Origin of the sequence: Streptomyces sp. NPDC059875 (genome assembly GCF_042731085.1) — a bacterium.
Lineage (GTDB): Bacteria > Actinomycetota > Actinomycetes > Streptomycetales > Streptomycetaceae > Streptomyces.
In genome coordinates, this window is sequence record NZ_JBHWJZ010000011.1 from 176,311 (window position 1) to 200,099 (window position 23,789).

Below are 23,789 nucleotides of genomic sequence, written 5' to 3' on the forward strand. Positions count from 1 at the left end.
GGCAGGAGGAGGGTGAGGGGTTTCCTGCGGGGTTACGCCGTGGGGCGGACCACCGGGATCTGCTGGGTGATGCAGTGGACTCCGCCGCCGCCGTACGCGATCACCGGAGCCGGCACGCCGACGACCTTCCGATCCGGATACGCGGCGGCGATCACCTCCATGGCGGCCAGGTCCTGGGACACCCCGGCGACCGGGACGACGACACCGCCGTTGGCGACGTAGTAGTTCAGGTACGAGACCTCGACGCGGGCGCCGGCGACCTCGGCGAACGCGGTCTGGGGGACGTCGACGATCTCCAGGGCGCGGCCGCGGGCGTCGGTCGAGACCTCCAGGACGGCACGATTCGCACGCATCCGGGCGTAGTCGGGGTGCTGGGGGTCGTCGGGCAGCGAGACGACGACCCTGCCGGGGGCGGCGAAAGCGCAGACTCCGTCGACATGGCCGTCGGTCTCGGTGTCGAGCAGTCCGCCGTACGGCAGCCAGATGACCTTCTCGACGCCGAGCCGTGCCTTCAACTCGGCCTCGATCTGCTCCCGGGTCATGTCCGGGTTGCGGTTGGGGTGAAGGAGACACTGCTCGGTGGTGATGAGGGTGCCCTCGCCGTCGACGGTGATCGCCCCGCCCTCCAGGATCATGTCCGAGGCGACGCGCTCGACGCCGAGGTGCTCCAGGAGCAGGGCGCTGATCCGGTCGTCGGAGTCGTACGGGTGGTGCTTGCGGCCCCAGGCGTTGAAGCGGAAGTCGACGCCGGCCCGGCGTCCGTCGCCGTCCAGGACGAACAGCGGCGCGGAGTCGCGGAACCAGGAGTCGTCGAGGGGCAGTTCCACGACGGTGACGTCGCCGCCGCAGTGGGCGCGGACGTCGTCGCCGAATCCCGGCGGGGCGACCATCGTGACGGGTTCGAAGCGGGCGATGGCGCGGGCGACGTCGGAGTACTCCCACTTCACGGCGTCGAGCACGCCGTCCCACAGGTCCACACGGCTGGGCCAGGCCATCAGGCAGCCCTCGTGCTCGGACCACTCGGCGGGCATACGGAAACCGGTCATCAGAGGTCTCTCTCTTCGAGCGTTGGGTGGGATCGTGGGCCCTAACTGAATTTTCAGTCAAGACACTGGGTGTGAGAAGGCCCGGGAATCAGCCCAGGAATCACCTGAGTGTCAGAGGAAGTAGAGGCGGCTGAGTGAGACCTCGTGCGCCGGCTCGGAGCGGATCGGCGCCCCGTCGAGGGTCACCAGGCCGGTGCGGCCGTCGACCTGGACGTCGCCGGTCCGGGAGTTGAGCAGCAGGTCGCCGGGGCCGATGCCGCGGGTGCCGCGCACGGCGACCCGGCGACGGCGGGTGGCGAGGGCGTCGTACGGACGGCCCGAGGAGCCGGATTCGGCCGCGGCGCGGCTGACGAAGGCCACGGAGAGGTCCGCGGGGGCGGCACCGTGGGCGCCGAACAGCGGGCCGAGGACGAGGGGTTCGCAGGTGCCGGTGGCGGCGTTGGGGTCACCGGTCACGCCATAGGCGGGAAAGCCGTTCTTGATGACCATCTGGGGCTTGGCGCCGAAGAACTCCGGCCGCCACAGCACGATGTCAGCCATCTTGCCGACCTCGATCGAACCGATCTCGTGCGCGAGGCCGTGGGCGATCGCCGGGTTGATGGTGAGCTTGGCCATGTAGCGGAGCACGCGCGCGTTGTCGTCGTGCGCGCCGTCGCCGTTCTCCCCGTTATAGGGAAGAAGGGGCCCCAGCTCGGCCTTCATCTTCCCGGCCATGGCGAAGGTCCGGCGTACGGTCTCGCCGGCCCTTCCCATCCCCTGCGCGTCGGAGGAGGTGATCCCGATCGCGCCGAGGTCGTGCAGGACGTCCTCCGCCCCCATCGTCCCGGCCCGGATCCGGTCGCGCGCCATCGCGGCGTCGCCGGGCAGGTCGGTCTTCAGGTCGTGGACGGAGACGATCATCCCGTAGTGCTCGGCGACCGCGTCGCGGCCGAACGGCAGCGTGGGATTGGTGGAGGAGCCGATGACGTTCGGCACGCCCGCCATCTTCAGGACGTTCGGTACGTGCCCACCGCCGCAGCCCTCGATATGGAAGGCATGGATCGTCCGGCCATCGAGGACCTTGAGCGTGTCCTCGACGGAGAGGCATTCGTTCAGGCCGTCGCTGTGCAGCGCCACTTGGACGTCGTGCTCCTCCGCCACCCGCAGCGCCGTGTCCAGCGCCCGCGTATGGGCACCCATGTCCTCGTGCACCTTGAAACCGGACGCCCCACCCTCCGCCAGCGCCTCCACCAGCGGCGCCGGATCCGAGGACGAACCTCGGGCGAGGAAACCGATGTTGACCGGCCAGGCGTCGAAGGCGTTGAAGGCGTGCCTGAGGGCCCACGGTGAGTTGACGCCGACGCCCCAGCTCGGGCCGATCTCCTGTCCGATGATCGTGGTGACGCCACTCGCCAGGGATGCCTCCATGATGCGGGGCGAGAGCAGGTGGACGTGGGTGTCGACGGCACCGGCGGTGGCGATCAGCCCTTCCCCCGGGATCATGGTCGTCCCGGTCCCGACGACCACGTCGACACCGTCGAGGGTGTCGGGGTTCCCGGCGCACCCGATGGCATGGATCCGGCCCTCACGAATACCGATAGACACCTTGCGGATGCCCTGAACGGCGTCGATCACGAGCACGTTGCTGATCACGACGTCACAGGTCTCCCGGACCGCGGCGGCCTTCAGGTGCATGCCGTCACGGGCGGTCTTCCCGAAACCGGCCAGGAACTCGTCCCCCGGCTTCTGGGAGTCGGACTCGACGCGCACGACGAGACCGGAGTCACCGAGGCGGACACGGTCGCCGGCCCGCGGGCCGTGCACGGAGGCGTACTCGTACGGATCGAGGTGCCGGCTGCGCCCGGGGGCGCAGTGGTCGCCGTGCCGCGTCGGTCTGCTCATGCCCGTATCCCTTCCGAGGCGTCGTGCTGGGGCTCCGCGCCCAGGTATCCGCAGGCGGCGGCCCGCGCCAGGGCCAGCGCGCGGGCGCCGGGAGCGTCGAGGGGGCCGTCGACCAGGCCGGCGAAGCCGGTGACGACGCGCGCTCCGCCGATCGGGACCAGCCCCACATCGACTGCCTGCCCGGGGTCGAACCGGGTCGACGAGCCGGCGGAGGCGGTCAGGCGCATGCCGTACGCGGCGGCCCGGTCGAAGTCGAGACGCGGGTTGGCCTCGAAGAAGTGGAAGTGCGAGGTCACACTGACCGGCACCGTGGCCGTGTTGCGGACGGTCATGGTGACCACCGGCTCGGGGGCGACCAGGGCGACGGGGCCGGGCAGCACGGCGCCGGGGGCGCCGTCGTTCCGCTCCCGCGCCCCGAACGGCTCGGCGACGGCGGCGAGCCGCGTGCCGTCGTCGAAGACGGCCTCGATCTGGATCTCGGTGACCACGTCGACGACACCGGGCAGCACGTCGTCCGCGCCCAGGACCGAACGGCCCGCCTCGATCGCCTCGGCCAGGCGCAGTCCGTCGCGGGCGGCCTCGCAGACGGTGTCCGCGATGAGCGCGGTCGCCTCGGGGACGTTGAGCCGCAGACCGCGCGCGTGGCGGGCCCGGGCGAGTTCGGCGGCGGTGAACAGCAGCAGGCGGTCCCGCTCCGTGGGTGTCAGCGGCATGTCGACCTCGCGTACGTGGCGTACATGGTTGCTTCCTTTCTCCCCTGCGAAGGCGGGGAGAGAGCGAGGGAGCCGGGGCTTCTCATGGCGTTCGACCGCATCGAGGAGGAGCGGCCGGCGGAGCCCGGCGATGCCTCACTGTGGCACTGACTGAAAATTCAGTCAAGAGCCCGCGCATGCCCGAACCGACCTCCGTACAAGGAGGGGTGCCGGGCCCGGTCGCACCGGCGAGGCCGGCGCCGCACCGCGGCGGACCGCGGCCCTCTACGCCTGCCGCAGTCGAGCCAGCTCCACCTCGATGGCCTCCGCCATGAGGCCGCGTGCGTGGTCGATCGCGATGCCGCCGCTGAGCCAGCGCATGCTCAGCCCCTCGAGCAGGGCGGTGAGCCGTTCCGCGGCGGAGGCGAGCCGTGCGGCCGGCGCCAGCGGCTGCACCTGTCCCAGGAGCGCGGCCACCTCCTGCACCCACACCAAGGTCGCCCGGGCGAGGTCCTCGCGCAGGACGGGGTCGAAGACGGCGCTCGCCCGCAACTCGCCCCAGGCGGTGCTGTTCTCCCGCACCTCCGGGGTGTCCTGGAGCTCCAGGAGCAGGATCTGGTCGAGCTCCTCGCGGGGGCTCAGCGGTTCCGCTTCCAGGTCCTGGGCCGTGGTGTACCGCTCGGCGCGGTCGTTGATGAACTCCAGCGTGTGGCGCAGGATTCCCGTGCGGTCCTTGAAGTGGTAGTAGATCAGGCCGGTGGAGACCCCGGCCTCCTCGGCCAGCTCCTCCACGCGGAGCCCGCGGACCCCGCGCCGGGCGATCACCCGGGCGGCCGCTTCCAGGATCTGAGTACTGCGAGACGCCATGTCACGAACCCTATCCGGACCGCAGGGCACGGCGTTCGCCGCAGCCGCCCCGGTCGCAGCCTCCCGCCGCCCCTGCTCCGCTCATCGGTTCTTCCGGTACTGGCTCAGCACGACCGTGATCGGACCGCCACTGGGGGCCGTCTCGACCAGCCGCGCCACGACGAGCCGCTCGCCGTCGGAACTGCGCACGCAGAACGGCCGCTCGTCGGCGAGCTCGTCGAACGGCAGACTCGTCACCGGTTCCGTGTCGACCCCCCGCTCGCAGTCGGCCGGGCCGAGCGCGTATCCGGAGGCGACGAAGGCGTCGACGTCCTCGGGCAGCACGAATCCGTCCTTGTCACGGGCCAGGTACCACGTGGCGGTCTCGGCGGGCGTCACCTTCCCGGCGCCCAGGTCGAACTCGTAGCCGTCGTCGGGGGCGGTCAGTTCGACGTCCGCGTAGCCCTGCTTGTACGTGACGCCCGGCTCGGCGCCGCCCTGTCCGGGCTCGTCCAGCCAGTGGACCGCCCCGGCCGCCGCCAGGAGCGCGGCGAGGACGGCGGCGGCCCCCGCGGTCAGAGCCGTACGACCGCGTCGGGACCCGCGGCGGTCCGGGCGTGCGGACGGCCGGCCGCCGGTCGGCGCTCGGCGCGGCCTGTCGTCGTCCGTGGCGATCCGCTCCGTGGGCACCGGGGCCGCGGGGGTGGATGCCTGTGTGGGCCGGTCGTGCGGGGAGAGACCGTCGCGGAGCGTGGGCTCGGGGGCGGCCGGGCCCACCGCTCGACGCGCGACCTCTCGTCCGACCGCCCCGGGCAGCCAGCCCTCCCCGAACTCCGGCGAGGGACCCACGGCCGGGTGCGCGCGCACGGCCGTGATCACCTCGGCCGGGGTGGGCCGCTGCCGGGGATCCTTGGCCAGGCAACGCCCGAGGAGTGCGCGCAGGTCCTCCGGTACGCGGGAGAGGTCGGCCGGCTCGTGGACCACGCGGTACAGGGCGGCCGACTCGGGTCCCGTCCCGAAGGGCAGGGCGCCGCCGGCCACATAGGCGGCGAGCACGCCGAGCGCGAAGACGTCGGTGGCGGGGGTGACGGCGTGCCCGAGCGCCTGCTCGGGGGCCATGTACGCGGCGGTGCCGATCCGTAGTCCGGTGCCGGTGAGTCCGGTGGCGTCGGCCGCCCGCGCGATGCCGAAGTCGATGACGCGCGGGCCGTCCTCGGCCACGAGGACGTTGGCGGGCTTGAGGTCGCGGTGGACCACGCCGGCCCCGTGGATGGCCTGGAGGGCCTCCGCGATTCCGGCGAGGAGGAGCAGCACGGTGCGCGTGGGGAGCGGGCCGTGGCGCTCGACCACCTGCTGGAGCGAAGGACCCGGCACGTAGGCGGTGGCGAGCCAGGGGACGGCGTCGTCGACGCCGGCGTCCACCACCTGCGCGGTGAACAGGCCGTGGATGCGGCGCGCGCTCGCGACCTCCTGGGCGAACCGTCGCCGGAACTCCGGGGCGGCGGCGAAGTCCTCGCGGACCACCTTCAGGGCGATGGGCCGGCCGCCCGGAGTGTGGGCGAGGTAGACGACCCCCATACCGCCGGAGCCGAGCCGGGCGTGGACGCGGTAACCGCCGATCTCGCGGGGGTCGTGGGGTGACAGCGGCGAGTGGACCGGCTGAACCCCGGTCGGCTGGGCGGAGGGCATGGGCGGCTCTTTCGGCGGTACGGAAACGGCGGATCGATCGGGTCGGGCTGGTCGGAGGGATCCGGGCGACCGCGCCGGAGGGGCGCACGCCGCGCCCCGCGCCCGATCGTGCCTGTTGACTAAAGTTTCAGTCAATAACGGACGGACGGACTCGGATGAGATCCGCGCGAAGGAGCACAGGGTGAAGGACCGGAAGACGGCGATCCTCGAGGCCGCCGCCCAGGTGATCGCGCGCCGCGGGGTGCGCGGACTGCGGGTGGAGGAGTTGGCCGCCGAGGCGCGGGTCGCCAAGTCGCTCGTCTACTACCACTTCGGCGACCGCGCCGGCCTGCTGCGCCACACGCTGCGCTTCATCGGCGACCGGGCGGAGCGGTACACCCGCGGTCGGCCACCCGGGCCGCGGGGACCGGAGGACGGGCGGCGGGAGCTGGAGCGCCGGCTGCTGCTGGAGCTCCAGGAGACCCCCGAGGTGCGCGAGAACAGCACGGCCTGGGGCGAACTGCGGGCCAGCGCGATCTTCGAACCGGAGCTGCGGGAGGAGCTCGCGCGGGCGGGCCTGGAATGGGTCCGGGAGATCGCGGACCTCCTGGGCCAGGTCGACCCGACGGCCGCCGGCACGGCCCGCGCCGCGGCGGCCGAACGACTCACGGTGCTCCTGGAGGGCCTGAGTACCCGGTGGCTGATCGGAGTGCTCCCGGTCGACCACGCCTCCGAGCTGATGCGGGCCGCGATCGCGGCGGAGGTCGCAGGGCTGCGACCGCGAGAGCCGTGGGCCGTGTGCTCCGTCGGCTGAGGCCGGGCAACGCTCGATCACGTGAAGTCTCCAAGAATTTGACTGAAAATTCAGTCAGTGCCAGAGTGAGGCCCACGGCCATCCCCCTCACGCCTCCGCTCAGCCGTCTCCACGGCCGCCGGCGCGTGAAGCCAAGGCCCGCGACAGCCACCGCCGCGCGCGTCACCGCGATCCGCCCGCCGCCGCTGGATAGTCTCGCCAGCCCACGATCGGAGCACACCGTGTCCCACTTTCCCCCCTCTCGCCGGACGGCCCTGCTTGCCTTTGCCGGCATCGGCGGCGCCCTCGCCGTCGGCGCCACCGCCTGTGGGCCCGAGGAGTCCGTCCGCGGGGGTACGACCACCGCCCCCGCCCGCACCCGGGCCGCCGGAGGCGAGCGCCGCTTCGGCGCCGAGTGGGAGAGCCACACCCGTACGTTCATGTCCTGGCCCGCCCTCGCCTCCGTCTGGGAGGACGATCTGCCCTACGTACGGGAGGACATCGCCCGCATCGCGCGGGCCATCGGGGAGTACGAGGCGGTCGTGATGATGGCCCGCCCGGAACAGGTGGCCGCGGCCCAGCGGGCCTGCGGCAAGCAGGTCGAGGTCGTCCCGCTCGCCGTCGACGACCTGTGGGCCCGCGACACCGTCCCTGTCTTCGTCGAGGACGGCGGCGAGGTCGTCGGAGTCGACTTCAACTTCAACGGCTGGGGCAACAAGCAGGAGCACACCAACGACGCCCAGGTGGGCCGCAAGCTGCTCGGAAAGTACGGCATCCCCCGCGAGCAGGCGCCGCTCGTCGCCGAGGGCGGCTCGTTCGAGACCGACGGGGAGGGCACCCTGCTCCTCACCGAGAGCTCGATCGTCAACGACAACCGCAACCGCGGGAAGAGCCGGGACCAGATCGAGGACGAGCTCGTCGAGACCCTCGGTGTGGAGAAGGTGGTCTGGCTGGCGGGCGTCCGCGGTGAGGACATCACCGACGCGCACGTGGACAGCCTCGTACGCTTCACCGCGCCCGGCGTCGTCCTGCTGGACCAGGCGTTCCCCGGTACGCCCCCGGACTCCTGGTCCCGCTCGGCCGACCAGGCCCGATCGGTGCTCAGCAAGGCGACCGACGCGCGGGGCCGGCGCTTCGAGATCATCGACCTGCCGCAGCCCGACCTCGACAGGATCACCGGCGAGGGCGACGACTTCGTGTCCACCTACGCCAACTTCTACATCGCCAACGACGCCGTCTTCCTGCCCAAGTTCGGCGACCGGAAGGCCGACGCGCGGGCGAAGGCCATCCTTCAGGAGCACTTCCCCGAGCGGGACATCATCCAGCTGCAGATCGACACCATCGCCTCGGGCGGTGGTGGCATCCACTGCTCCACCCACGACCAGCCCGGCAAGCCCGCCGCCTGACCGCGTCCCGAGAAGGACGCGAACTCCGGCCCCGTGGCGGGCTCGTCGACCCCGCGGGATTCAGGGAAGCGCTTCACCGGCCGTCCTCGGCTCCTCCATGAGGATCCCACTCGGCGCGGATAGGATCATCTGTCCCTGCCGCCGACTCATGCCTCTGGAGTCCCACCTTGAACCGCACCCCGGGTTCCCCCCTCTCCCGCCGCAGCCTCATACGCACCGGTGCCGGCGCCTCGCTCGCCGCGCTCGGGCTCGGTGTCGGCGCGCAGACCGCCGCGGCCGACGTGGCCGCGACCAAGCGGTTCGATCTCACGCAGCCTTCGTACGACCTGTTCCGGTCCGCGAACACGCACGGTCCTCGGGTCCAGCAGAGCTTCGCCTTCGACTGGGTGAACAAGTACCTCTTCATCGCGACCAAGCGGGACGGTAGCCCCGAGTCCGCGGGCGACCTGTGCATCAACAAGATGGACTTCCAGGGGAACTACCTCTCGTACATGCACCTCGACGGGTTCGGGCACGGCGTCGCGTTCGGCGCGGTGCCCAGCGGCACCGGCACCAACCTGTGGATCGAGTGCGACGCCCGGACCAACGGGTACGGCAGCAAGCTGGCCACCCTCGCCTTCACCCCCGGCACCACCGTGGCCTCCGCCGACCTCAGCAGCGCGCGCAAGTACGCGCCGATCTCCGGGGGCATCGAGTACACCTGCTCCATCGACCCGGTCTACCAGCGCATGATCGTGCGCTACCACACCTCTGCCGGCAAGCGCATCGCCGTCTACGACCTGCAAAGTGTCGAGAACGGCGACTTCAGCGCGCCCCTGGTCGACTTCCAGCAGCCGACGATCTCCGGCACGCCGCAGGGCTACACGCTCTACGGCTCGTACATGTACTACCTGACGGGCGATGCCTACCCCGTGCCCGGCACTCCCGTGGGCGACGGCAACACCTACGTCACCAGCATCGACATCAACACGGGAACCGTGAAGCAGGGTCCCGTCCTCACCAAGGCCGGCTCCACCCTCCACCACCGCGAGCCCGAGGGCCTGGCCATCTACCGCACGGACGCGGGCGAGGCCCGACTCTTCATCGGCTTCGCCACGGGCGTGGAAGGCGACCGGCGTTCCAGCATCTTCTACAAGAACGCGCTGATCTGAGCCCAGCCACGGCCGACCGCCCTGCCGGCCGCGCCCGGGCGGCGTGCTCATCCGGCGGCCGCCACCAGGGCCCTGCGGCTTCCGAGGGCTTCGGAGAACTGGTCGACGACCTGTGTGAGCGCCTCGGCCGGGCCCGGCGCGACGGTCAGGGTGCCGTCGTCGCCCACCGCGATGTCCTTGTCGAGCGTGAACCAGCCCTGCACGATGTGCGCGGCGCCCATGGAGCTGAGCACCGGACGCAGGGCGTAGTCGATCGCCAGGACGTGCGCCGTCGTCCCGCCGGTCGCCAGCGGAAGGACCGTCTTGCCGACCAGACCGTACTGCGGCAGCAGGTCGAGCAGGGACTTCAGCAGCCCGGAGTAGGCGGCCTTGTAGACGGGTGTGCCGATCACGACCCCGTCGGCGCGGGCGAACAGCTCGGTCGCCTCGACGATCGCCGGGTGCCGGAAGTCGGCGCCGAGCAGGGCCTCGGCGGGGATGGTACGGACGTCCAGCGGGATCACCTCGTGCCCCTGGGCGGTCAGCCGCCTGTCCAGGTGGCGCAGCAGGCGGGCGGTGCGAGACGTGGCGGAGGGGCTTCCGGAGACGGACAGGACGGTGGCCATGGCGGACCCTTCGGGCGCGTGAGGTTTCCTGGGACTGAGCGGGGCCGCGTACGGCGGCCCCGCTTCCTGCGACGGCTACTTGTTGGTCTTGGGCAGGCCGGGCGGGTTGATCTCGGACTTGGTCACGGCCTCGTCGGACAGGCCCCAGCGCTCCAGGACCTTGGCGTAGGTGCCGTTGTCGACGATCTCGTTGAGCGCGTCGGCGAGCGGCTCGGCCAGGCCGCTGTCCTTCTTGGTGGTTGCCGCGATGAGGCCCTGGAGGCTGGCGCCGGCACCGGAGTACGTGCCGACGACCTCCGTCTTCCCGGTGGTGGCCGCGTGGTAGGCGGCGGTCGGGTTGGGGCCGAGGTAGAGGTCGATGCGGCCGGACTGGAGAGCGAGGTAGGTGTCGCTGTCGTTCTGGTAGTACTTGATGTTCACCGGCTTCCGGCCGGCCTTCTCGTTCTCCTTGCTCCACTCGACGAGCAGCTTCTCCTGGTTGGTGCCGCTGCTCACGGCGACGGTCCTGCCCGCGACGTCCTGCGGCCCGGTGATCTTCAGGCCGCTGCCCTTCTTCGCTTCGAAGCCCAGGTTGTCCTCGCGGTAGGTGGCGAAGTCGTACTTCTCCTTGCGCTCCTCGGTGACGGTGATGTTGCTGAAGCCGACGTCGTACTTGGCGCTGTCGAGGCCGACGAAGATGTTCTCCCAGGAGACGGTGTTGATGTGCAGCTTGAGGCCGAGCACGTCGGCGACCAGGGAGGCGATGTCGGGCTCGACGCCGATGACGGTCTTGTTGTCGGTGGCGTGGAAGGTCAGGGGCGCCGCCGAGCCGGACGAGTCGACGATCTCCAGGGTGCCTCTCTTGCGGATCTCCTCCGGGACCTGGGCGGCTATGGAGTCGACCTTGTCGGTGGTGATGCGGTTCTGGTCCGGGCTCAGGTTGATCGTGGTCTTGTTGCCCGACGTGTCCGCGACCTCGGTCGTGCCGCCGTCGGAGGGGTTGCCGCACGCGGCGAGGACGAGAGCGGCGGTGAGTCCCAGCGCGGCGGCGGTGGTGCGGCGGGTGAGCGAGGTGATGGACATGGTCGTGCTCCTTGATGGGGAAACGGGGGTGAGGGGTGGTCAGAGGACCTTGGAGAGGAAGGCGCGAGTGCGCTCGTGCTGCGGGTCGTCGAGTACGGCCGCGGGCGGGCCCTGCTCCACGACGACACCGCCGTCCATGAACACCACGGTGTCGGCGACCTCGCGGGCGAAGCCGATCTCGTGGGTCACGACGATCATGGTGGTTCCGGAGCGGGCCAAGTCCTTGATGACATCGAGGACTTCGCCGACCAGTTCCGGATCGAGCGCCGAGGTGGGCTCGTCGAAGAGCAGCACCTTCGGTTCGAGGGCGAGAGCGCGTGCGATCGCCACGCGCTGCTGCTGACCGCCGGACAACTGACGCGGGTAGGCGTCGGTCTTGTCGGCCAGCCCGACCCGCTCAAGGAGACGACGGGCGTTCTGCTCCGCCTCCTTGCGCGGGCGGCGCAGCGCGGAGACCGGCGCCTCGACGAGGTTCTCCAGCACGGTCAGGTGCGGAAAGAGGTTGAAGTTCTGGAAGACGAACCCGATGCGGGTTCGCTGCTTCAGAACGTCCTTCTCCTTCAGCTCGTGCAGCTTTCCGCGCGAGCGGCGGTAGCCGATGAGCTCGCCCGCGATGCTGATCCAGCCGCGGTTGACCTTCTCCAGATGGTTGATCGTGCGCAGCAGCGTGGACTTGCCGGAGCCGGACGGGCCGAGGATCACGGTGACCTCGCCGGCCCGGACCTGGAGGTCGACGCCACGCAGCACCTCCAGAGGGCCGAAGCTCTTGTGCACGGCGTGGACGTCCACCATCACGTCGCTCATCGGCTGTCTCCCAGGGGCTTCAGGGGTATGACGGGCTGGTTGCGCCTCGCCGCCGCCGCGCGCAGGTCGCGTACGAACCGCCGGACGCGCTGGAGCGGGGTGGGCGGCGGGGTACGGTCGGCGCCTCGGGCGAACCGCCGCTCGACGTAGTACTGCGCGACCGACAGCAGGGAGGTGAGGACCACGTACCAGGCCGTGGCGACCAGCAGCAGCGGGATCACCCGTCCGTTGCGGCCGTAGATCACCTGCACCTGGTAGAACAGCTCGCCGATCGCCATCACATAGACCACTGAGGTGCCCTTGAGCAGGCCGATGATCTCGTTGCCGGCGGTGGGCAGGATGGCGCGCATGGCCTGCGGCAGCACGATCCGGCGGATCTGCCGCAACCGGGGGATGCCCAGCGCGGCGGCGGCCTCCAGCTGTCCGTGGTCGACCGAGATGACGCCACCCCGGACGATCTCGGCGGCGTACGCGGCCTGATGCAGCGTCAGTCCGATGATCGCGGCGCCGATGGTGCCGATCAGGCTGTTGCTGTCGACGGACCAGAACACCGGGCCGAAGGGAATGCCGACGCCCAACTCCTCGTACAGGGCGCTCAGGTTGAACCAGAACACCAGCTGGACGATCATCGGGATGGACCGGAAGATCCAGATGTAGGTCCAGGCGACGGTCTGCAGCACCGGGCTGCGCGACAGCCGCATGAAGGCCAGGACGGTGCCCAGGAGGAAGCCCAGCACCGTCGCGTAGGCGGTGAGCTGGAGCGTCACCCACACCGCCTGGACGATCGTCTCGGACAGGACGTAGTCGCGGAAGACGCCCCATTCCCAGACCGGGTTGGTGGCCAGACCGTGCACGAACTGGGCGACCAGCACGGTCACAGCGGCGGCTGCCACCCAGCGGAGGTGGTGGCGGGCGGGGACGACCTTGAGCGCGGCCGGGTCGTCCGGGGCGGGCGGGGCTTCGGGGCGAGCGCCCGGGGAGGCCGCGCCGGGTGGCGCGGATGCGGAATCGGTGGTGAGTGCCATCGTGGTCGTTCTTCCTGCCTGCTCGTCACGTGTGCTCGGGCGGGTTGATCCGCGAGGTGTCGATCGCGGAGTCGGCTGTGCCCCACTTCTCGAGGATCCGGGCGTACGTGCCGTCCTCGATCAGCTCGTTGACGGCGGCCTGGAACGCGTTGGTGAGCGGGGAGCCCTTCTTGAAGGCGAAGCCGACGTCGAGGCGGTGGTACTCACCGAGGAACGTGGTCCCCGCCGCCGGCTGCGCCGCCTGGTAGCGCAGGCCGTTGATGGTCGACATGACGACGTCGATCCGGCCCTGCTGCAGGGCCGTGAGCGTCGCCCCGTTCTCCGAGTAGACCTTCACGTCGTACGGCTTCTTGCCCGCCTTGGCGCACCCCCCCTTCTGTGCGGCGAGGGTCGCCTCGAACGTCGTCCCGGCCCCGGTGCCGATCGTCAGCCCGCACAACTGGGTCAGGTCGGTGACCTTCGCCTTGAGTACGGTGCTGCCCTTCTTCACCGCGAAGCCCTGGCCGTCGTTGATGTAGGTGACGAAGTCGACGGCCTTCAGGCGTTCGGTGGTGACGCCGAAGTTGCCCGTGCCCACGTCGTACTTGCCGCTGCCGAGGGCGGGCAGGATCGTCTCGAAGGACGCGTCCTGTCGCTCCAGCTTCACGCCGAGGACCTTGGCCACCGCATCGGCGATGTCGATGTCCTGGCCGGCGGGTGCCTTGTCGGCACCGTTCGGGTAGTACGCCCCGGGCGGGAAGCCGACCGAGGTGCCGACCCGCAGCGTGCCCGACTCGCGTACGTCGGCGGGGAGCAGGGCGGCGGCGGAGTCCACCTTGCGCACGGCGGCGACCGGGTCGTCGGCCGGCGCGGAGGCTGCCTGGGCGCCCGGCGGTGCGGTGCCTGGGGTGCCACCGGAGCCGCAGGCGGTCAGCGCGCCGAGGGACAACAGGGCGATCGCGGCGACGCGCAGACGGGTGCTGTTCCCCTGGAGACTCACTGGTCCACTGCCTTTCCTGTACGTGCTCCGTCAGGCTGCTTCTCGAAAGGCGGGTGCTTCTCGAAGGGCGGGGGCTTCTCGAAGGGCAGGTGCTTCTCGAAGGGCAGCGGACCGATGGCTTCCGGGTCGGCCTCCGTGTCGAACAGCGGTGTGTAGCCGGTGGCCAGGTACAGGCCGCGGGCCTCGGGCTGGCGCGGCCCGGTGGTCAGATGGATCCGCCGGTAGCCGCGGGTGCCCGCCTCGCGCTCCAGCTCGACGACGACACGTCGGGCCAGACCGCGACGACGGTGGGCGGAGTGGGTCCAGATCCGCTTCAGCTCCGCCGTGGTCGAGTCGTACCGACGGAAGGCGCCGCCCGCGACGGGCGCGCCGTCTTCGAGGAGCAGGAGCAGGACGCCGCCGTACGGAGCGGTGAACTCCTCGTCGGGGTAGCGGGCGAGTTCGGCGTGGGCGTCCTTGCCGTAGCGCTGGGAGTACTCGTCGCCGAGTTCGCGCAGCAGCGGTTCCACCCGTGAGTCGGACACGGGAACGTGAACCACCGTCAGCTCGGCCTGCGACGGGGGCGCTTGTGCGACGGAAGTCATCCGCGTACCGCCGCGAGGGTCTGCGTGCCGCGGGCCGCCCGCTCGGCGTCGCGCTTGGCGACCTCCTCGCGGACGATCGGGATCACGTACCGGCCGAAGTCGATGGCGTCGTCCCACAGGTCGTAGCCGCGGGCGGAGAGAATGTCCACGCCGAGGTCGTAGTAGTCGAGCAGCGCCTGCGCGACCGTCTCCGGCGTGCCGACCAGGGCGTTGGAGTTGCCCGCGCCACCGGTGGCGGCGGCGGTGGGGGTCCACAGGGCCCGGTCGTACCGCTCCCCCGCCTCGGCGATGGCGACGAGCCGCTGTGAGCCGGTGTTCTGTGGCTGTGTCAGCCCGTTGTGCCGCTTGGTGATCGGCTCGCCGTTGGCCCTGCGGGACTTGATGGCCCCTACGGTGCGATGCGCCTTCTCCCAGGCCAGTTCCTCGGTCGGTGCGATGATCGGCCGGAAGGCCACCTGGATGCGTGGCACGTCGGTGCGTCCCGCGGCCGCCGCCGCGGCCTTCACCGCCTCGATCTGCTCGGCGGTCCTCGCGAGGGGCTCGCCCCAGAGGCAGTAGATGTCGGCCTCTGCTCCCCCGGCCTCGTACGCGGCAGGCGACGAGCCGCCGAAGGAGACGTTCGGGCGCGGCTGCTGGACGGGGAAGACGTCGCTGACGAAGTCGTGGAAGCGGTAGTGCTCGCCCTCGTGGTCGAAGGGCTCGTGGGTGGTCCAGATCTTCTTGACGATGCCGATGTATTCGCGGGTGCGGGCGTAGCGCTCGTCCTTGGTGAGGGTGTCGCCTTCGCGGCCCTGCTCCTGGTCGTTGCCGCCGGTGATGAAGTGCACGGTGAGCCTGCCCTCGCTGATCTGGTCGAGGGTGGCGAAGGTCTTGGCGGCGAAGGTGGGGTACGAGACGTTGGGCCGGTGGGCGAGCAGGATCTGGAGGTGGTCCAGCTTGGATGCGATGTACGCGGCGGCCGGCGCGGGGTCCGGCGATCCGGAGCCGTAGGCGAACAGCACACGGTCCCAGCCGTGTTCCTCATGCGCCCGGGCCAGCCGGAGCGTGTACTCCTTGTCGAAGGCGGCGCCGGAGCGCGGGGTCGTCTCGGAACCGTCGTTGGTGGCGGCGATGCCAAGGAATTCCACAGGCATGGGTGAGGGCCTTTCCTCAGGTCTGATGGGGCTGTCGGCAGCACGCGGCCAGGGCGGAGTGGCCCTTGCCGCGGCCGGAGTTGACGGCACGTCAGGGAGTGCGGAGCGGGGTCGAAGCAGGTGTGATGACGCCGGGTGTTCGGGGCCTCGGGCGAGGTGGGGCGGCGGCAGCGGGTGTCCGCGCTCGTAGGCCCGTCCGTACGTCACGGAGTCAGCAAAGCGATGGATGCAGCGCAGCCGTGGATCAGGGCGGCGGCGGATTCAGCGCATGCTCAGCGCGTGGGCACGACGGTGCTACGAAGAGAGATCTCGGCCCACGACGGGGTTACCGAGGGAGGGAAGGGCCGGTCGGACGGCCCGCTGCCGAGTCAGGCGCAACACGCCGCGGACCACACCCGACCGAAGTCGATGTGGTCACGGGTGACCAGGCGCTGCTCGGCATTCATGCGACCAATTGAGCAGTACATCAGCGCTTTCGTCAACCACGGCCCGGATTCCGGACCGGCGTTGAGCGCTTCCCGTGCCTGGTTGACACCTGCGTGCATGCGGCACATACGATCGAGGCGGACCGGCTCCGCCCCCGCGCGGCAGCTGCTCCGGCCGCGTTGAGGGACGCGGCGCATGTGATGACGCCGAGACCCGGCCGCCGCACCGTACCCGCGCTGTGTTCGCGCGGAATCCGTGTACGTGTGCCGCCGGGTGATCACCGACGTCCGCGACTCCCTCCCTGGAGAGCCCCGATGGTCTCGCCTTCCGGCACCACCGCTTCGTCCGGCATCACCACACCGTCCGGCACCACCGCTTCGTCCACGGCCTCCGTGCCCGTCCCGCTGCCAGGACGTCCGACCGCCTCCGGCCAAGGCCCCCGCCACGACCCCGAAGACGATCTGCCGCGGATCGTGCCGCGTCGGCACGTGGCCCGCTGGTTGACTGCTGCCGCCGCGCTGCTCCTCTTCGCGATGGTGGTCAACTCCGTCGTACGCAACCGCGCCTTCCAGTGGGAGGTGGTCGGGCGGTACTTCACCACCGCCGCCGTGCTCGACGGGCTGCTGCTCACGCTGTGGCTGACGGGCGTGGTGATGGTGCTGGGCTTTCTGCTCGGCATCCCGCTGGCCGTGATGCGCCTGTCCGGCAATCCGGTGCTGCAGACCTTGAGCTGGGGCTATGTGTGGATCTTCCGCTCCACCCCGCTGCTCGTGCAGCTGCTGTTCTGGTTCAACATCGGTGCCCTCTACCCGACTCTCAGCCTGGGCATCCCCTTCGGCCCGCGGTTCGTCTCGATATCGACGGTGAACCTGCTCGGTCCCACCCTCACCGCCGTCATCGGTCTGACCCTGCACGAAGCCGCGTACGCCGCCGAGGTGGTGCGCGGCGGGATCCTCTCGGTGGACGCCGGCCAGACGGAGGCCGCGCAGGCTCTCGGCATCGGCAGACGGCGCACTCTGCGCCGGATCGTCGTTCCGCAGGCGATGCGGTCCATCGTGCCGACGGCGGGCAACATGCTGATCGGCACGCTGAAAGGCACCAGCATCGTCAGCGTGCTGGCCGTGCACGACCTGCTGTACTCCGTGCAACTGGTGTACAACCAGACATATCAGGTCATCCCGCTGCTGATGGTCGCCACCATCTGGTACATCGTGGTCACCACCGTGCTCAGCGCGGGACAGTTCTACGTCGAGCGGCACTACGCGCGTGGCTCGGCCCGCGCCCTGCCGCCCACCCCTCTTCAGATGGCGAGGGTCCGTCTGGCCGCCCTGCGTGCCCGACTGCATGCGGCAACGGCGGCGGACGCCCGCCCGGCGGTCGGCGGTGAGCGGTGAGTACGTCCCCGTCCGTCCTCGTCGTCGTCGGTGCGGGTCCGCGCGCCACCGGCCTGCTGGAGCGGATCGCCGCCAACGCGCCCGAACTGTGGGACACAGAACGGAAGTTGCATATCCACCTGGTGGACCCGCATCCCCCGGGCCCGGGAAGGATCTGGCGGCACGAGCAGTCGCCGCTGCTGCGGATGAACTCCATGGCCGAGGACGTCACCATGTTCACGGACGATTCGTCCACCATCGACGGCCCGGTACGGCCCGGTCCTTCCCTGGCCGAGTGGGCCGCCCAGTTCTCCGGCCGCGGCCCGCGCTTCGCCCCGTACGTCGCGCCCGCGGACCCTGACGTCCTCGCCGAGCTGCGCTCTCTCAACGCGGCCGACTTCCCGACGCGCCGGGCCCAGAGCGCCTACCTGGACTGGGTGTTCCGACGAGTGCTCGCCGAACTGCCGCCCTCCGTCACCGTCGTGTGGCATCCGACCACGGCGACGGCCGTCACCGGAGACCCGGACGGGCCCCAGCATGTGCGGCTGGTCGGCCGCAGCGCCCCGCTCACCGCCGACGCGGTCGTCCTCGCCCAGGGGCACCTCGGCTCCGAACCCGTCTCCGAGCACCGCGACCTCGCCGCGTTCGCCCGCCGCCACGGGCTCTTCCACCTCCCGCCGGCCTTCTCCTCCGACACCGATCTGTCGGAAATACGGCCTGGGGAGCACGTCATCCTGCGTGGCTTCGGACTCGCCTTCATCGATCTGATGGTGCTGCTCACCGAAGGACGGGGCGGCACCTATCGCACCGAGGCCGACGGCGCCCTGACCTATCACCCCTCGGGCCGTGAGCCCGTCATCCACGTCGGATCGCGACGCGGCGTGCCGTACCACTCCAAGACCCGCTACCGGCTCCAGGGCCCCCCGCCACCGCTGCCCCGTCACTTCGGCCCCGAGGCGATCGACTCCTTGCTCGCCGACGACCGGCCCCTCGACCTGCGCCGCGACATATGGCCGCTGATGGCCAAGGAGATCGGCTTCGGGCACTACCACGAACTGTTCCATGCCCACCCCGAACGTACCGCGCTGTCCTGGACGGACTTCCTCACCGCCTACGACCGCCTCGACTGGTACTCCGATGACATGGCCGCCCTCGTTGCCACGGCCGTGCCCGACCCGACGGACCGGCTGGACTTCGAAGCCCTCGACCACCCTCTCGCCGGCCTGGCCTTCCCCTCTGCCGAGTCCCTCCAGGAGCATCTGCGCGACCACATCGTCCGGGACGTGGCACGCCGCGAAGACCCCGCCCACAGCGCCGACCTCGGCGCCTTCCTCGCCCTGCTGTCCGTCTACGGGCAACTGCCCCGCCTCGTCGCCTCGGACCGGCTCACCGCCCGCTCGGTCGCCGGCGACCTCGACGGCTGGTGGCACGGGTTCTTCAGCTTCCTGGCCTCCGGCCCGCCGGGCTTCCGTCTGCGCCAACTGCTCGCCCTGTCCCGGGCGGGCGTCGTCCGCTTCCTCGGCGCGGACCTCCGCGTGAACGCGGACGAGACCACCGGCACCTTCACCGCGACCAGCCCCGCCGTCCCCGGCCACACCGTCCACGCCACCGCACTGATCGAGGCGTATCTGCCCCGGCCCTCGCTCGACCGCACCGCGGACCCGCTGCTGCGCGCTCTGCACCGCGCGGGCTCGCTCACCGAGGAGGTCATCACCGATCCCACCCGTACCCACCGCTCCGGGCTGCTCGCCGTCGCCCCCGCGGACGGACGCCTCCTCGACCCCTCCCTCGGCGGTCCCCATCCCCGCCGCATCGCTCTCGGCGCTCCCACCAACGCCCGTGCCGTCGCCGCCTTCGCCCGTCCCCGCACCAACGCGCCCGCGTTCCGTCAGAACGACGCCGTGGCTCGCTCACTGCTGCTGACCCTGGCCGAGAGGGGGAAGCCGGCCGAGCCCGTTCCCCCGGCGGCGGTCGCCGCCGACCAGCGGTGACGTGCCGGTGCCGGCGGCCGGCAGATCAGCCGTGCCTCGCTGCCGCCCGCCCGCGTAACGGCGGGCCGCATCGTGGGCACCCGACGTCCACGTTGTGGGCGGCAGAGTGGCGGATCTGGCCACCATGCCGATGAAACCGCAGGTCAGATGGGTGCGCACGGGGCGTCAGGTGGCGCAATACGGCGGCAACACCATCGGAGCGGTTCTCCTTGTACGTTCCCTGCCATGCCAGCCGAACCCGCCCCCGCAGCCCGCCCCGTCGCCGCCGCGCGCCGTCGGCGACTGCGTGCGGACCGAGCCCGGCAGCTCGCCGACCTGCTGCGCCACCAGATCCTGGCGGGCGGCTTCCCCGGCGGGGTCCTGCCCCTGGAGGACGCCATCGCCGCCGACTACCGGGCCAGCCGCAACACCGTCCGGCAGGCCCTGGACCTGCTGCGCGGCGAGCAGCTCATCAACCGGCAGCCCGGCGTCGGCACCGTGGTGGTCTGCGAGAAGTACCCACACGGCCTTGACCGCCTCCAGGGCCTGGCCGAGACCCTCCACGAGCACGGCCGGGTCACCAACGAGGTCCGCACTGTCGGGCCGGTCACCGCCCCCGGCCCGGTGGCCCACCGGCTGGGCCTGCCCGAGCACACCGACGTGCTGTGTATCGAGCGGCTGCGCCGCCTGAACGGACTACCACTCTCTCTGGACCTGTCCTACCTGCCCATGGACGTGGGCGGTGAACTGCTCGGCTGCGACCTGGAGAACACGGACGTCTTCCGGCTACTGGAGTCGCTGACCGGCGGCCCGCTGGGTCATGCCGAGATCACCCTGGAGGCCGTCAACGCCGACGCGCACTCCGCCGCTGTGCTCCAGGCCCCGCGCGGGGCGGCCGTACTGATGCTGGAACGACTGACCTGTCTGCCCGACGGGCGGCCGGTGGACCTGGAGTTCATCCGCTTCCGCGGCGACCGCATCACCATGAGCGGCGTGCTGCACCGCTCCCTCTGATCCCCGAGATCCCCCTCCCTTCCTTTCCCCGCTGTTCCCGGCCCTGCCGGGCCCCTTGGAGACCACCATGCCTCTCGTTCCGCAGCGCGCCGACGTGCCCGTGACCATCGACGAGTCCAAGTGCATCGACGGCTGCACGCTCTGCGTCGACATGTGTCCGCTCGATTCGCTCGCGATCCGCGAGGACGACGGCAAGGCGTACATGCACGTGGACGAGTGCTGGTACTGCGGCCCGTGCGCGGCCCGGTGTCCCACCGGCGCGGTCACCGTCAACATGCCCTACCTGCTCCGGTGAAAGGCCGAACTCCCATGACCAGCAAGAGAATCCCACTCTCTCCCATCCTCTCGGTCGCCCTGCTCCTCCCCCTGGCCACGGCCTGCGGCGGCGCGGCCGGCGCCGACGGCAACGCCGACGCGAAGACGGTCACCGTGACCGTCGGCTACCAGTCCAAGACCATCAACACCGTCACCGCCGGCACCCTGTTGCGCTCCCTCGGCTACTTCGAGGAGGAGCTCGCGGCCCGCGGGAAGAAGGACGGCATCACCTACGAGGTCGAATGGCAGGACTACGCGACCGGCGCCCCGATCACCGCCCAGATGACCGCCGGGAAGATCGACATCGGGTCGATGGGCGACTTCCCGCTGCTGATCAACGCGGCCCGCGGCAAGCAGCTCAAGCAGCCGACCCGGCTGGTGGCGGTCACCGGCTACAACCTGCGCGGCGGCCTGAACACGGTGGTCACCGCGCCCGGTTCGCCTCTGCGGTCACTGGCCGACCTGCGCGGCAAGAAGGTGTCCACCAGCGTCGGTTCAGCCGCCGACGGCACCCTGGTCCGGGCCCTCCAGCGGGCCGGCGTCAACCCGGAGAAGGACATCCGGAAGCTCAACCAGCAGCCCAGCGTGGGTGCTTCGGCCTTGGCCGGGGGCAGCGTCGACGCGCTCTCCCAGTTCGTCGCCTGGCCCGGCAAGCTGGCCTTCGAGGGCCGGGTCACCGCTCTGTACGACGGGGCGGAACTGAACCTGCCGACCTTCCACGGGGTCACGGTCCGGGAGAAGTTCGCCAAGGAGCGGGCCGGGGTCCTCGACGACTTCCTCAGGGCGCAGCGGCGGGCCACCGACCACCTGCGCGCCCAGCCGGTCGCCGCCGCCGAGTCCGTGGCCGAGAAGACCGGTCTGCCGGCGGAGGTGGTCTACCTCTACAACGGCGCCAACGGCATCGCCACCTTCGACCCGGAGCTCCGCCCCGAGCTGATCGCCGCTCTGAAGGAGGACGTGCCGGTGCTGAAGGCGGCCGGGCTGGTGGGCGATGTCGACGTGGACGACTTCGTCGACCCGGCGCCGCTGAAGCGCGCCGTTCAGGCCGCCGCCTACCCGAAGGCGGGCACCGCCAAGCCCGAACTGTGGCTGAAGGGCCAGACCACCACCCGCACCTTCAGCAGCCCCAAGGAGCTGCTGAAGGCCGCCAAGGGCGCGGACGTGCGGGCCGCGTACGTGCCGGACGCGCTGACTGGCACCCTGTGGTTCGCCGACAAGGCGGTGTGGGTCGCGGACGGCGCCGAGCTGCGCGCCTTCGTCACCCCGGCCAGTGCGCAGAGGTACGTAGACGGTCACACCGGGGCCCGGATCATCCGCTACGCGGACGCCGTGGGTCTGGCGTCATGAGTGCGGGCCGCTGGCTGCTGCGCGTCGCCTCGCCGGCCGCGGCCCTCGGGCTGTGGCAGCTGCTGACCTCCCTGGACGTCAACCTGTGGCTGCGGTTCGAGCAGTTCCCCACGGTCGGAGAGGTGGCGTCCGCCTTCTCCGACCGGGTCGCCACTGCTCCGTACTGGCAGGACCTGGGCCACAGCCTGCGCCGGATCGTGGTGGGCTTTCTGCTGGCCGCGGTGGCGGGGGTGGCGGTCGGAACGGCCATCGCCCGCTCCCGGTGGGCCGCCGACCTGCTGGCCCCGCTGGTGGAGGTGGTGCGGCCGGTGCCGGCCATCGCACTGGTTCCGGTCGCCATCCTGCTGCTGCCCACCAACGAGCAGGGCATCGTGTTCATCACCTTCACCGCCGCCTTCTTCCCGGTGGTGGTGTCGACCCGGCACGCGGTCCGGGCGCTCACCCCGGTCTGGGAAGAGGCCGTGCTCACCATGGGCGGCGGCCGGCTGCGGGTGCTGTTCTCGGTGGTGCTGCCGGGAGCCCTGCCGGGCATCTTCGGCGGCCTGTCGGTAGGCATCGGCGTCTCGTGGATCTGCGTGATCTCCGCGGAGATGATCTCCGGCGAGTACGGAGTGGGCTACCGCACCTGGCAGGACTACACGATCGTCGACTACCCCGGAGTGTTCGTCGGCATGGCCACCATCGGCGCCCTCGGGTGGCTCACCTCCACCGCGGTGGAACTGCTGGGCCGTCGCGCCACCTCCTGGCTTCCCCGCACGGCCTCGCGGGGAGCCGCCGTCGCACCGCGTCCGGCGTCCCGCAGGACCGGCCGCACCCGTGCGGACGCCGCCGCCGAACCCGCCGCCCAGGCGCCTCCCGCCTCCGCCGTGCGTCCCGCCGTTCCCCGGAAGGAGCCGGTCCGATGAGCACCGCCACCCCGCCCGCCGCACCCGCCCCGCCCGCGCCGGCCGGCGCCGAACTCGCCCTGGACGACGTACGGCTCGGCCACCCGGACGGCACGGCCGTGCCCGGCACCGTCACGCTGCGCGTCGCGCCGGGCGAACTGCTGGCCGTGGTCGGCCCTTCCGGCTGCGGCAAGTCCACCCTGCTGCGCACCCTCGCCGGGCTCCTGCCCCCACTGGCCGGGCGGGTCACCCAGGACGGTGAGCCGATCGGACGGCCCGCCGCCGACCGGGCGCTGGTCTTCCAGCACGACGCCCTGCTGCCCTGGCGGACCGTCCGCGCCAACGTGGAACTGCCGCTGGCGATCCGCCGGGTCCCCCGAGCCGAGCGGCGCCGCTCCGCGGTCGACTGGCTGGAGCAGGTCGGTCTGGCCGGGCACGCCCACAAACTGCCGCACCAACTGTCCGGCGGGCAGCGGCAGCGTGTCCAGCTGGCCCGCGCCCTGGCCGGTCGGCCCCGCGCGGTCCTGATGGACGAGCCCTTCGGCGCGCTCGACGCCCACACCCGCGCTGAAATGCAGAACCTGCTGGTGGACATCCTGCAGGGCACCGGCGCCACCGTCGTCTTCGTCACCCATGACGTGGACGAGGCCCTGCACCTCGGTGACCGGGTCCTGCTGCTCGGCTCCGGGCAGGTGATGGACGTACCGCACCCGCGTGAGCGCGACGCGCAGCACGCGCCCGGCACCGCCGAACTGCGCCGCCGCATCCTCGAATCCCTCTGAAAG

At 71.2% G+C, this 23,789-nt stretch carries 22 protein-coding genes; 10 read left to right on the top strand and 12 right to left on the bottom strand.

The window, feature by feature from the left end; translation table 11 throughout:
• Positions 1-32 precede the first annotated feature (32 nt).
• The 5 genes from ACFV9D_RS16480 to ACFV9D_RS16500 all read right to left on the bottom strand — a co-directional run bounded on the left by ACFV9D_RS16480 (position 33) and on the right by ACFV9D_RS16500 (position 6,154).
• Positions 33-1,046, bottom strand: coding sequence for an agmatine/peptidylarginine deiminase (locus tag ACFV9D_RS16480; protein WP_385145978.1), 1,014 nt, complete (start codon positions 1,044-1,046; stop codon positions 33-35).
• A 111-nt stretch (positions 1,047-1,157) separates the two neighbouring features.
• Positions 1,158-2,927 carry an urease subunit alpha gene (locus tag ACFV9D_RS16485; RefSeq protein ID WP_385145980.1) on the bottom strand — a complete coding sequence of 590 codons (1,770 nt, stop codon included), beginning with the start codon at positions 2,925-2,927 and terminating at the stop codon, positions 1,158-1,160.
• On the bottom strand, positions 2,924-3,640 hold the full coding sequence (gene ureA, locus ACFV9D_RS16490) for an urease subunit gamma (protein ID WP_385145982.1): 717 nt from the start codon (positions 3,638-3,640) through the stop codon (positions 2,924-2,926). Before ureA ends, ACFV9D_RS16485 begins: the two co-directional genes overlap by 4 nt.
• Positions 3,641-3,904: 264 nt before the next feature.
• Entirely contained in the window at positions 3,905-4,486 is a 582-nt protein-coding gene (locus ACFV9D_RS16495) for a TetR/AcrR family transcriptional regulator (protein WP_385145984.1), read from the bottom strand.
• 81 nt (positions 4,487-4,567) lie between these two features.
• Entirely contained in the window at positions 4,568-6,154 is a 1,587-nt protein-coding gene (locus ACFV9D_RS16500) for a protein kinase (protein WP_385145986.1), read from the bottom strand.
• Between the two features lie 181 nt (positions 6,155-6,335).
• Here ACFV9D_RS16500 and ACFV9D_RS16505 point away from each other — a divergent pair, with 181 nt between their 5' ends.
• From ACFV9D_RS16505 to ACFV9D_RS16515, 3 genes are all read left to right on the top strand, one after another.
• Positions 6,336-6,947 (top strand): TetR/AcrR family transcriptional regulator, encoded by a 612-nt coding sequence (locus ACFV9D_RS16505; RefSeq protein ID WP_385145988.1) that lies wholly within the window; start codon positions 6,336-6,338, stop codon positions 6,945-6,947.
• Between the two features lie 221 nt (positions 6,948-7,168).
• Positions 7,169-8,332: an agmatine/peptidylarginine deiminase gene (locus ACFV9D_RS16510; RefSeq protein ID WP_385145990.1), complete on the top strand. Its 1,164-nt coding sequence runs from the start codon at positions 7,169-7,171 to the stop codon at positions 8,330-8,332.
• Between the two features lie 167 nt (positions 8,333-8,499).
• Positions 8,500-9,483 (top strand): teichoic acid biosynthesis protein C, encoded by a 984-nt coding sequence (locus ACFV9D_RS16515; RefSeq protein ID WP_385145992.1) that lies wholly within the window; start codon positions 8,500-8,502, stop codon positions 9,481-9,483.
• 47 nt (positions 9,484-9,530) lie between these two features.
• Here ACFV9D_RS16515 and ssuE read toward each other — a convergent pair whose 3' ends face one another.
• From ssuE to ACFV9D_RS16550, 7 genes are all read right to left on the bottom strand, one after another.
• Positions 9,531-10,088, bottom strand: coding sequence for an NADPH-dependent FMN reductase (gene ssuE / locus ACFV9D_RS16520; protein ID WP_385145994.1), 558 nt, complete (start codon positions 10,086-10,088; stop codon positions 9,531-9,533).
• 75 nt (positions 10,089-10,163) lie between these two features.
• Positions 10,164-11,150: an ABC transporter substrate-binding protein gene (locus ACFV9D_RS16525; RefSeq protein ID WP_385145996.1), complete on the bottom strand. Its 987-nt coding sequence runs from the start codon at positions 11,148-11,150 to the stop codon at positions 10,164-10,166.
• A gap of 39 nt (positions 11,151-11,189) precedes the next feature.
• Positions 11,190-11,954, bottom strand: a complete 765-nt coding sequence (locus ACFV9D_RS16530) for an amino acid ABC transporter ATP-binding protein (RefSeq protein ID WP_385145998.1) — start codon at positions 11,952-11,954, stop codon at positions 11,190-11,192.
• Entirely contained in the window at positions 11,951-12,979 is a 1,029-nt protein-coding gene (locus ACFV9D_RS16535; RefSeq protein ID WP_385146000.1) for an amino acid ABC transporter permease, read from the bottom strand. Before ACFV9D_RS16535 ends, ACFV9D_RS16530 begins: the two co-directional genes overlap by 4 nt.
• A gap of 25 nt (positions 12,980-13,004) precedes the next feature.
• A complete protein-coding gene (locus ACFV9D_RS16540; protein WP_385146002.1) occupies positions 13,005-13,958 on the bottom strand; it encodes an ABC transporter substrate-binding protein in 954 nt (317 codons plus the stop codon).
• On the bottom strand, positions 13,955-14,542 hold the full coding sequence (locus tag ACFV9D_RS16545; RefSeq protein WP_385146004.1) for a GNAT family N-acetyltransferase: 588 nt from the start codon (positions 14,540-14,542) through the stop codon (positions 13,955-13,957). Before ACFV9D_RS16545 ends, ACFV9D_RS16540 begins: the two co-directional genes overlap by 4 nt.
• Positions 14,539-15,675, bottom strand: coding sequence for an LLM class flavin-dependent oxidoreductase (locus ACFV9D_RS16550; protein ID WP_385146006.1), 1,137 nt, complete (start codon positions 15,673-15,675; stop codon positions 14,539-14,541). Before ACFV9D_RS16550 ends, ACFV9D_RS16545 begins: the two co-directional genes overlap by 4 nt.
• A 776-nt stretch (positions 15,676-16,451) precedes the next feature.
• On the opposite strand from ACFV9D_RS16550, the gene ACFV9D_RS16555 reads away from it, so the two are divergent.
• From ACFV9D_RS16555 to ACFV9D_RS16585, 7 genes are all read left to right on the top strand, one after another.
• The gene (locus ACFV9D_RS16555) at positions 16,452-17,495 is read left to right on the top strand and encodes an amino acid ABC transporter permease (RefSeq protein WP_385146047.1); all 1,044 of its coding nucleotides are present in this window, start codon (positions 16,452-16,454) and stop codon (positions 17,493-17,495) included.
• Complete coding sequence (locus ACFV9D_RS16560) at positions 17,492-19,465, top strand: FAD/NAD(P)-binding protein (protein WP_385146008.1); 1,974 nt, start codon at positions 17,492-17,494, stop codon at positions 19,463-19,465. Before ACFV9D_RS16555 ends, ACFV9D_RS16560 begins: the two co-directional genes overlap by 4 nt.
• 225 nt (positions 19,466-19,690) lie before the next feature.
• Entirely contained in the window at positions 19,691-20,458 is a 768-nt protein-coding gene (locus ACFV9D_RS16565; protein ID WP_385146010.1) for a GntR family transcriptional regulator, read from the top strand.
• Positions 20,459-20,525: 67 nt separating this feature from the next.
• Positions 20,526-20,753 (top strand): ferredoxin family protein, encoded by a 228-nt coding sequence (locus ACFV9D_RS16570; protein WP_017236562.1) that lies wholly within the window; start codon positions 20,526-20,528, stop codon positions 20,751-20,753.
• A 14-nt stretch (positions 20,754-20,767) separates the two neighbouring features.
• Entirely contained in the window at positions 20,768-22,120 is a 1,353-nt protein-coding gene (locus ACFV9D_RS16575) for an ABC transporter substrate-binding protein (RefSeq protein ID WP_385146013.1), read from the top strand.
• Positions 22,117-23,025 (top strand): ABC transporter permease, encoded by a 909-nt coding sequence (locus tag ACFV9D_RS16580; protein WP_385146015.1) that lies wholly within the window; start codon positions 22,117-22,119, stop codon positions 23,023-23,025. Before ACFV9D_RS16575 ends, ACFV9D_RS16580 begins: the two co-directional genes overlap by 4 nt.
• Positions 23,022-23,786 (top strand): ABC transporter ATP-binding protein, encoded by a 765-nt coding sequence (locus ACFV9D_RS16585; RefSeq protein ID WP_385146017.1) that lies wholly within the window; start codon positions 23,022-23,024, stop codon positions 23,784-23,786. The genes ACFV9D_RS16580 and ACFV9D_RS16585 overlap by 4 nt, the downstream gene beginning before the upstream one ends.
• Positions 23,787-23,789: the final 3 nt, after the last annotated feature.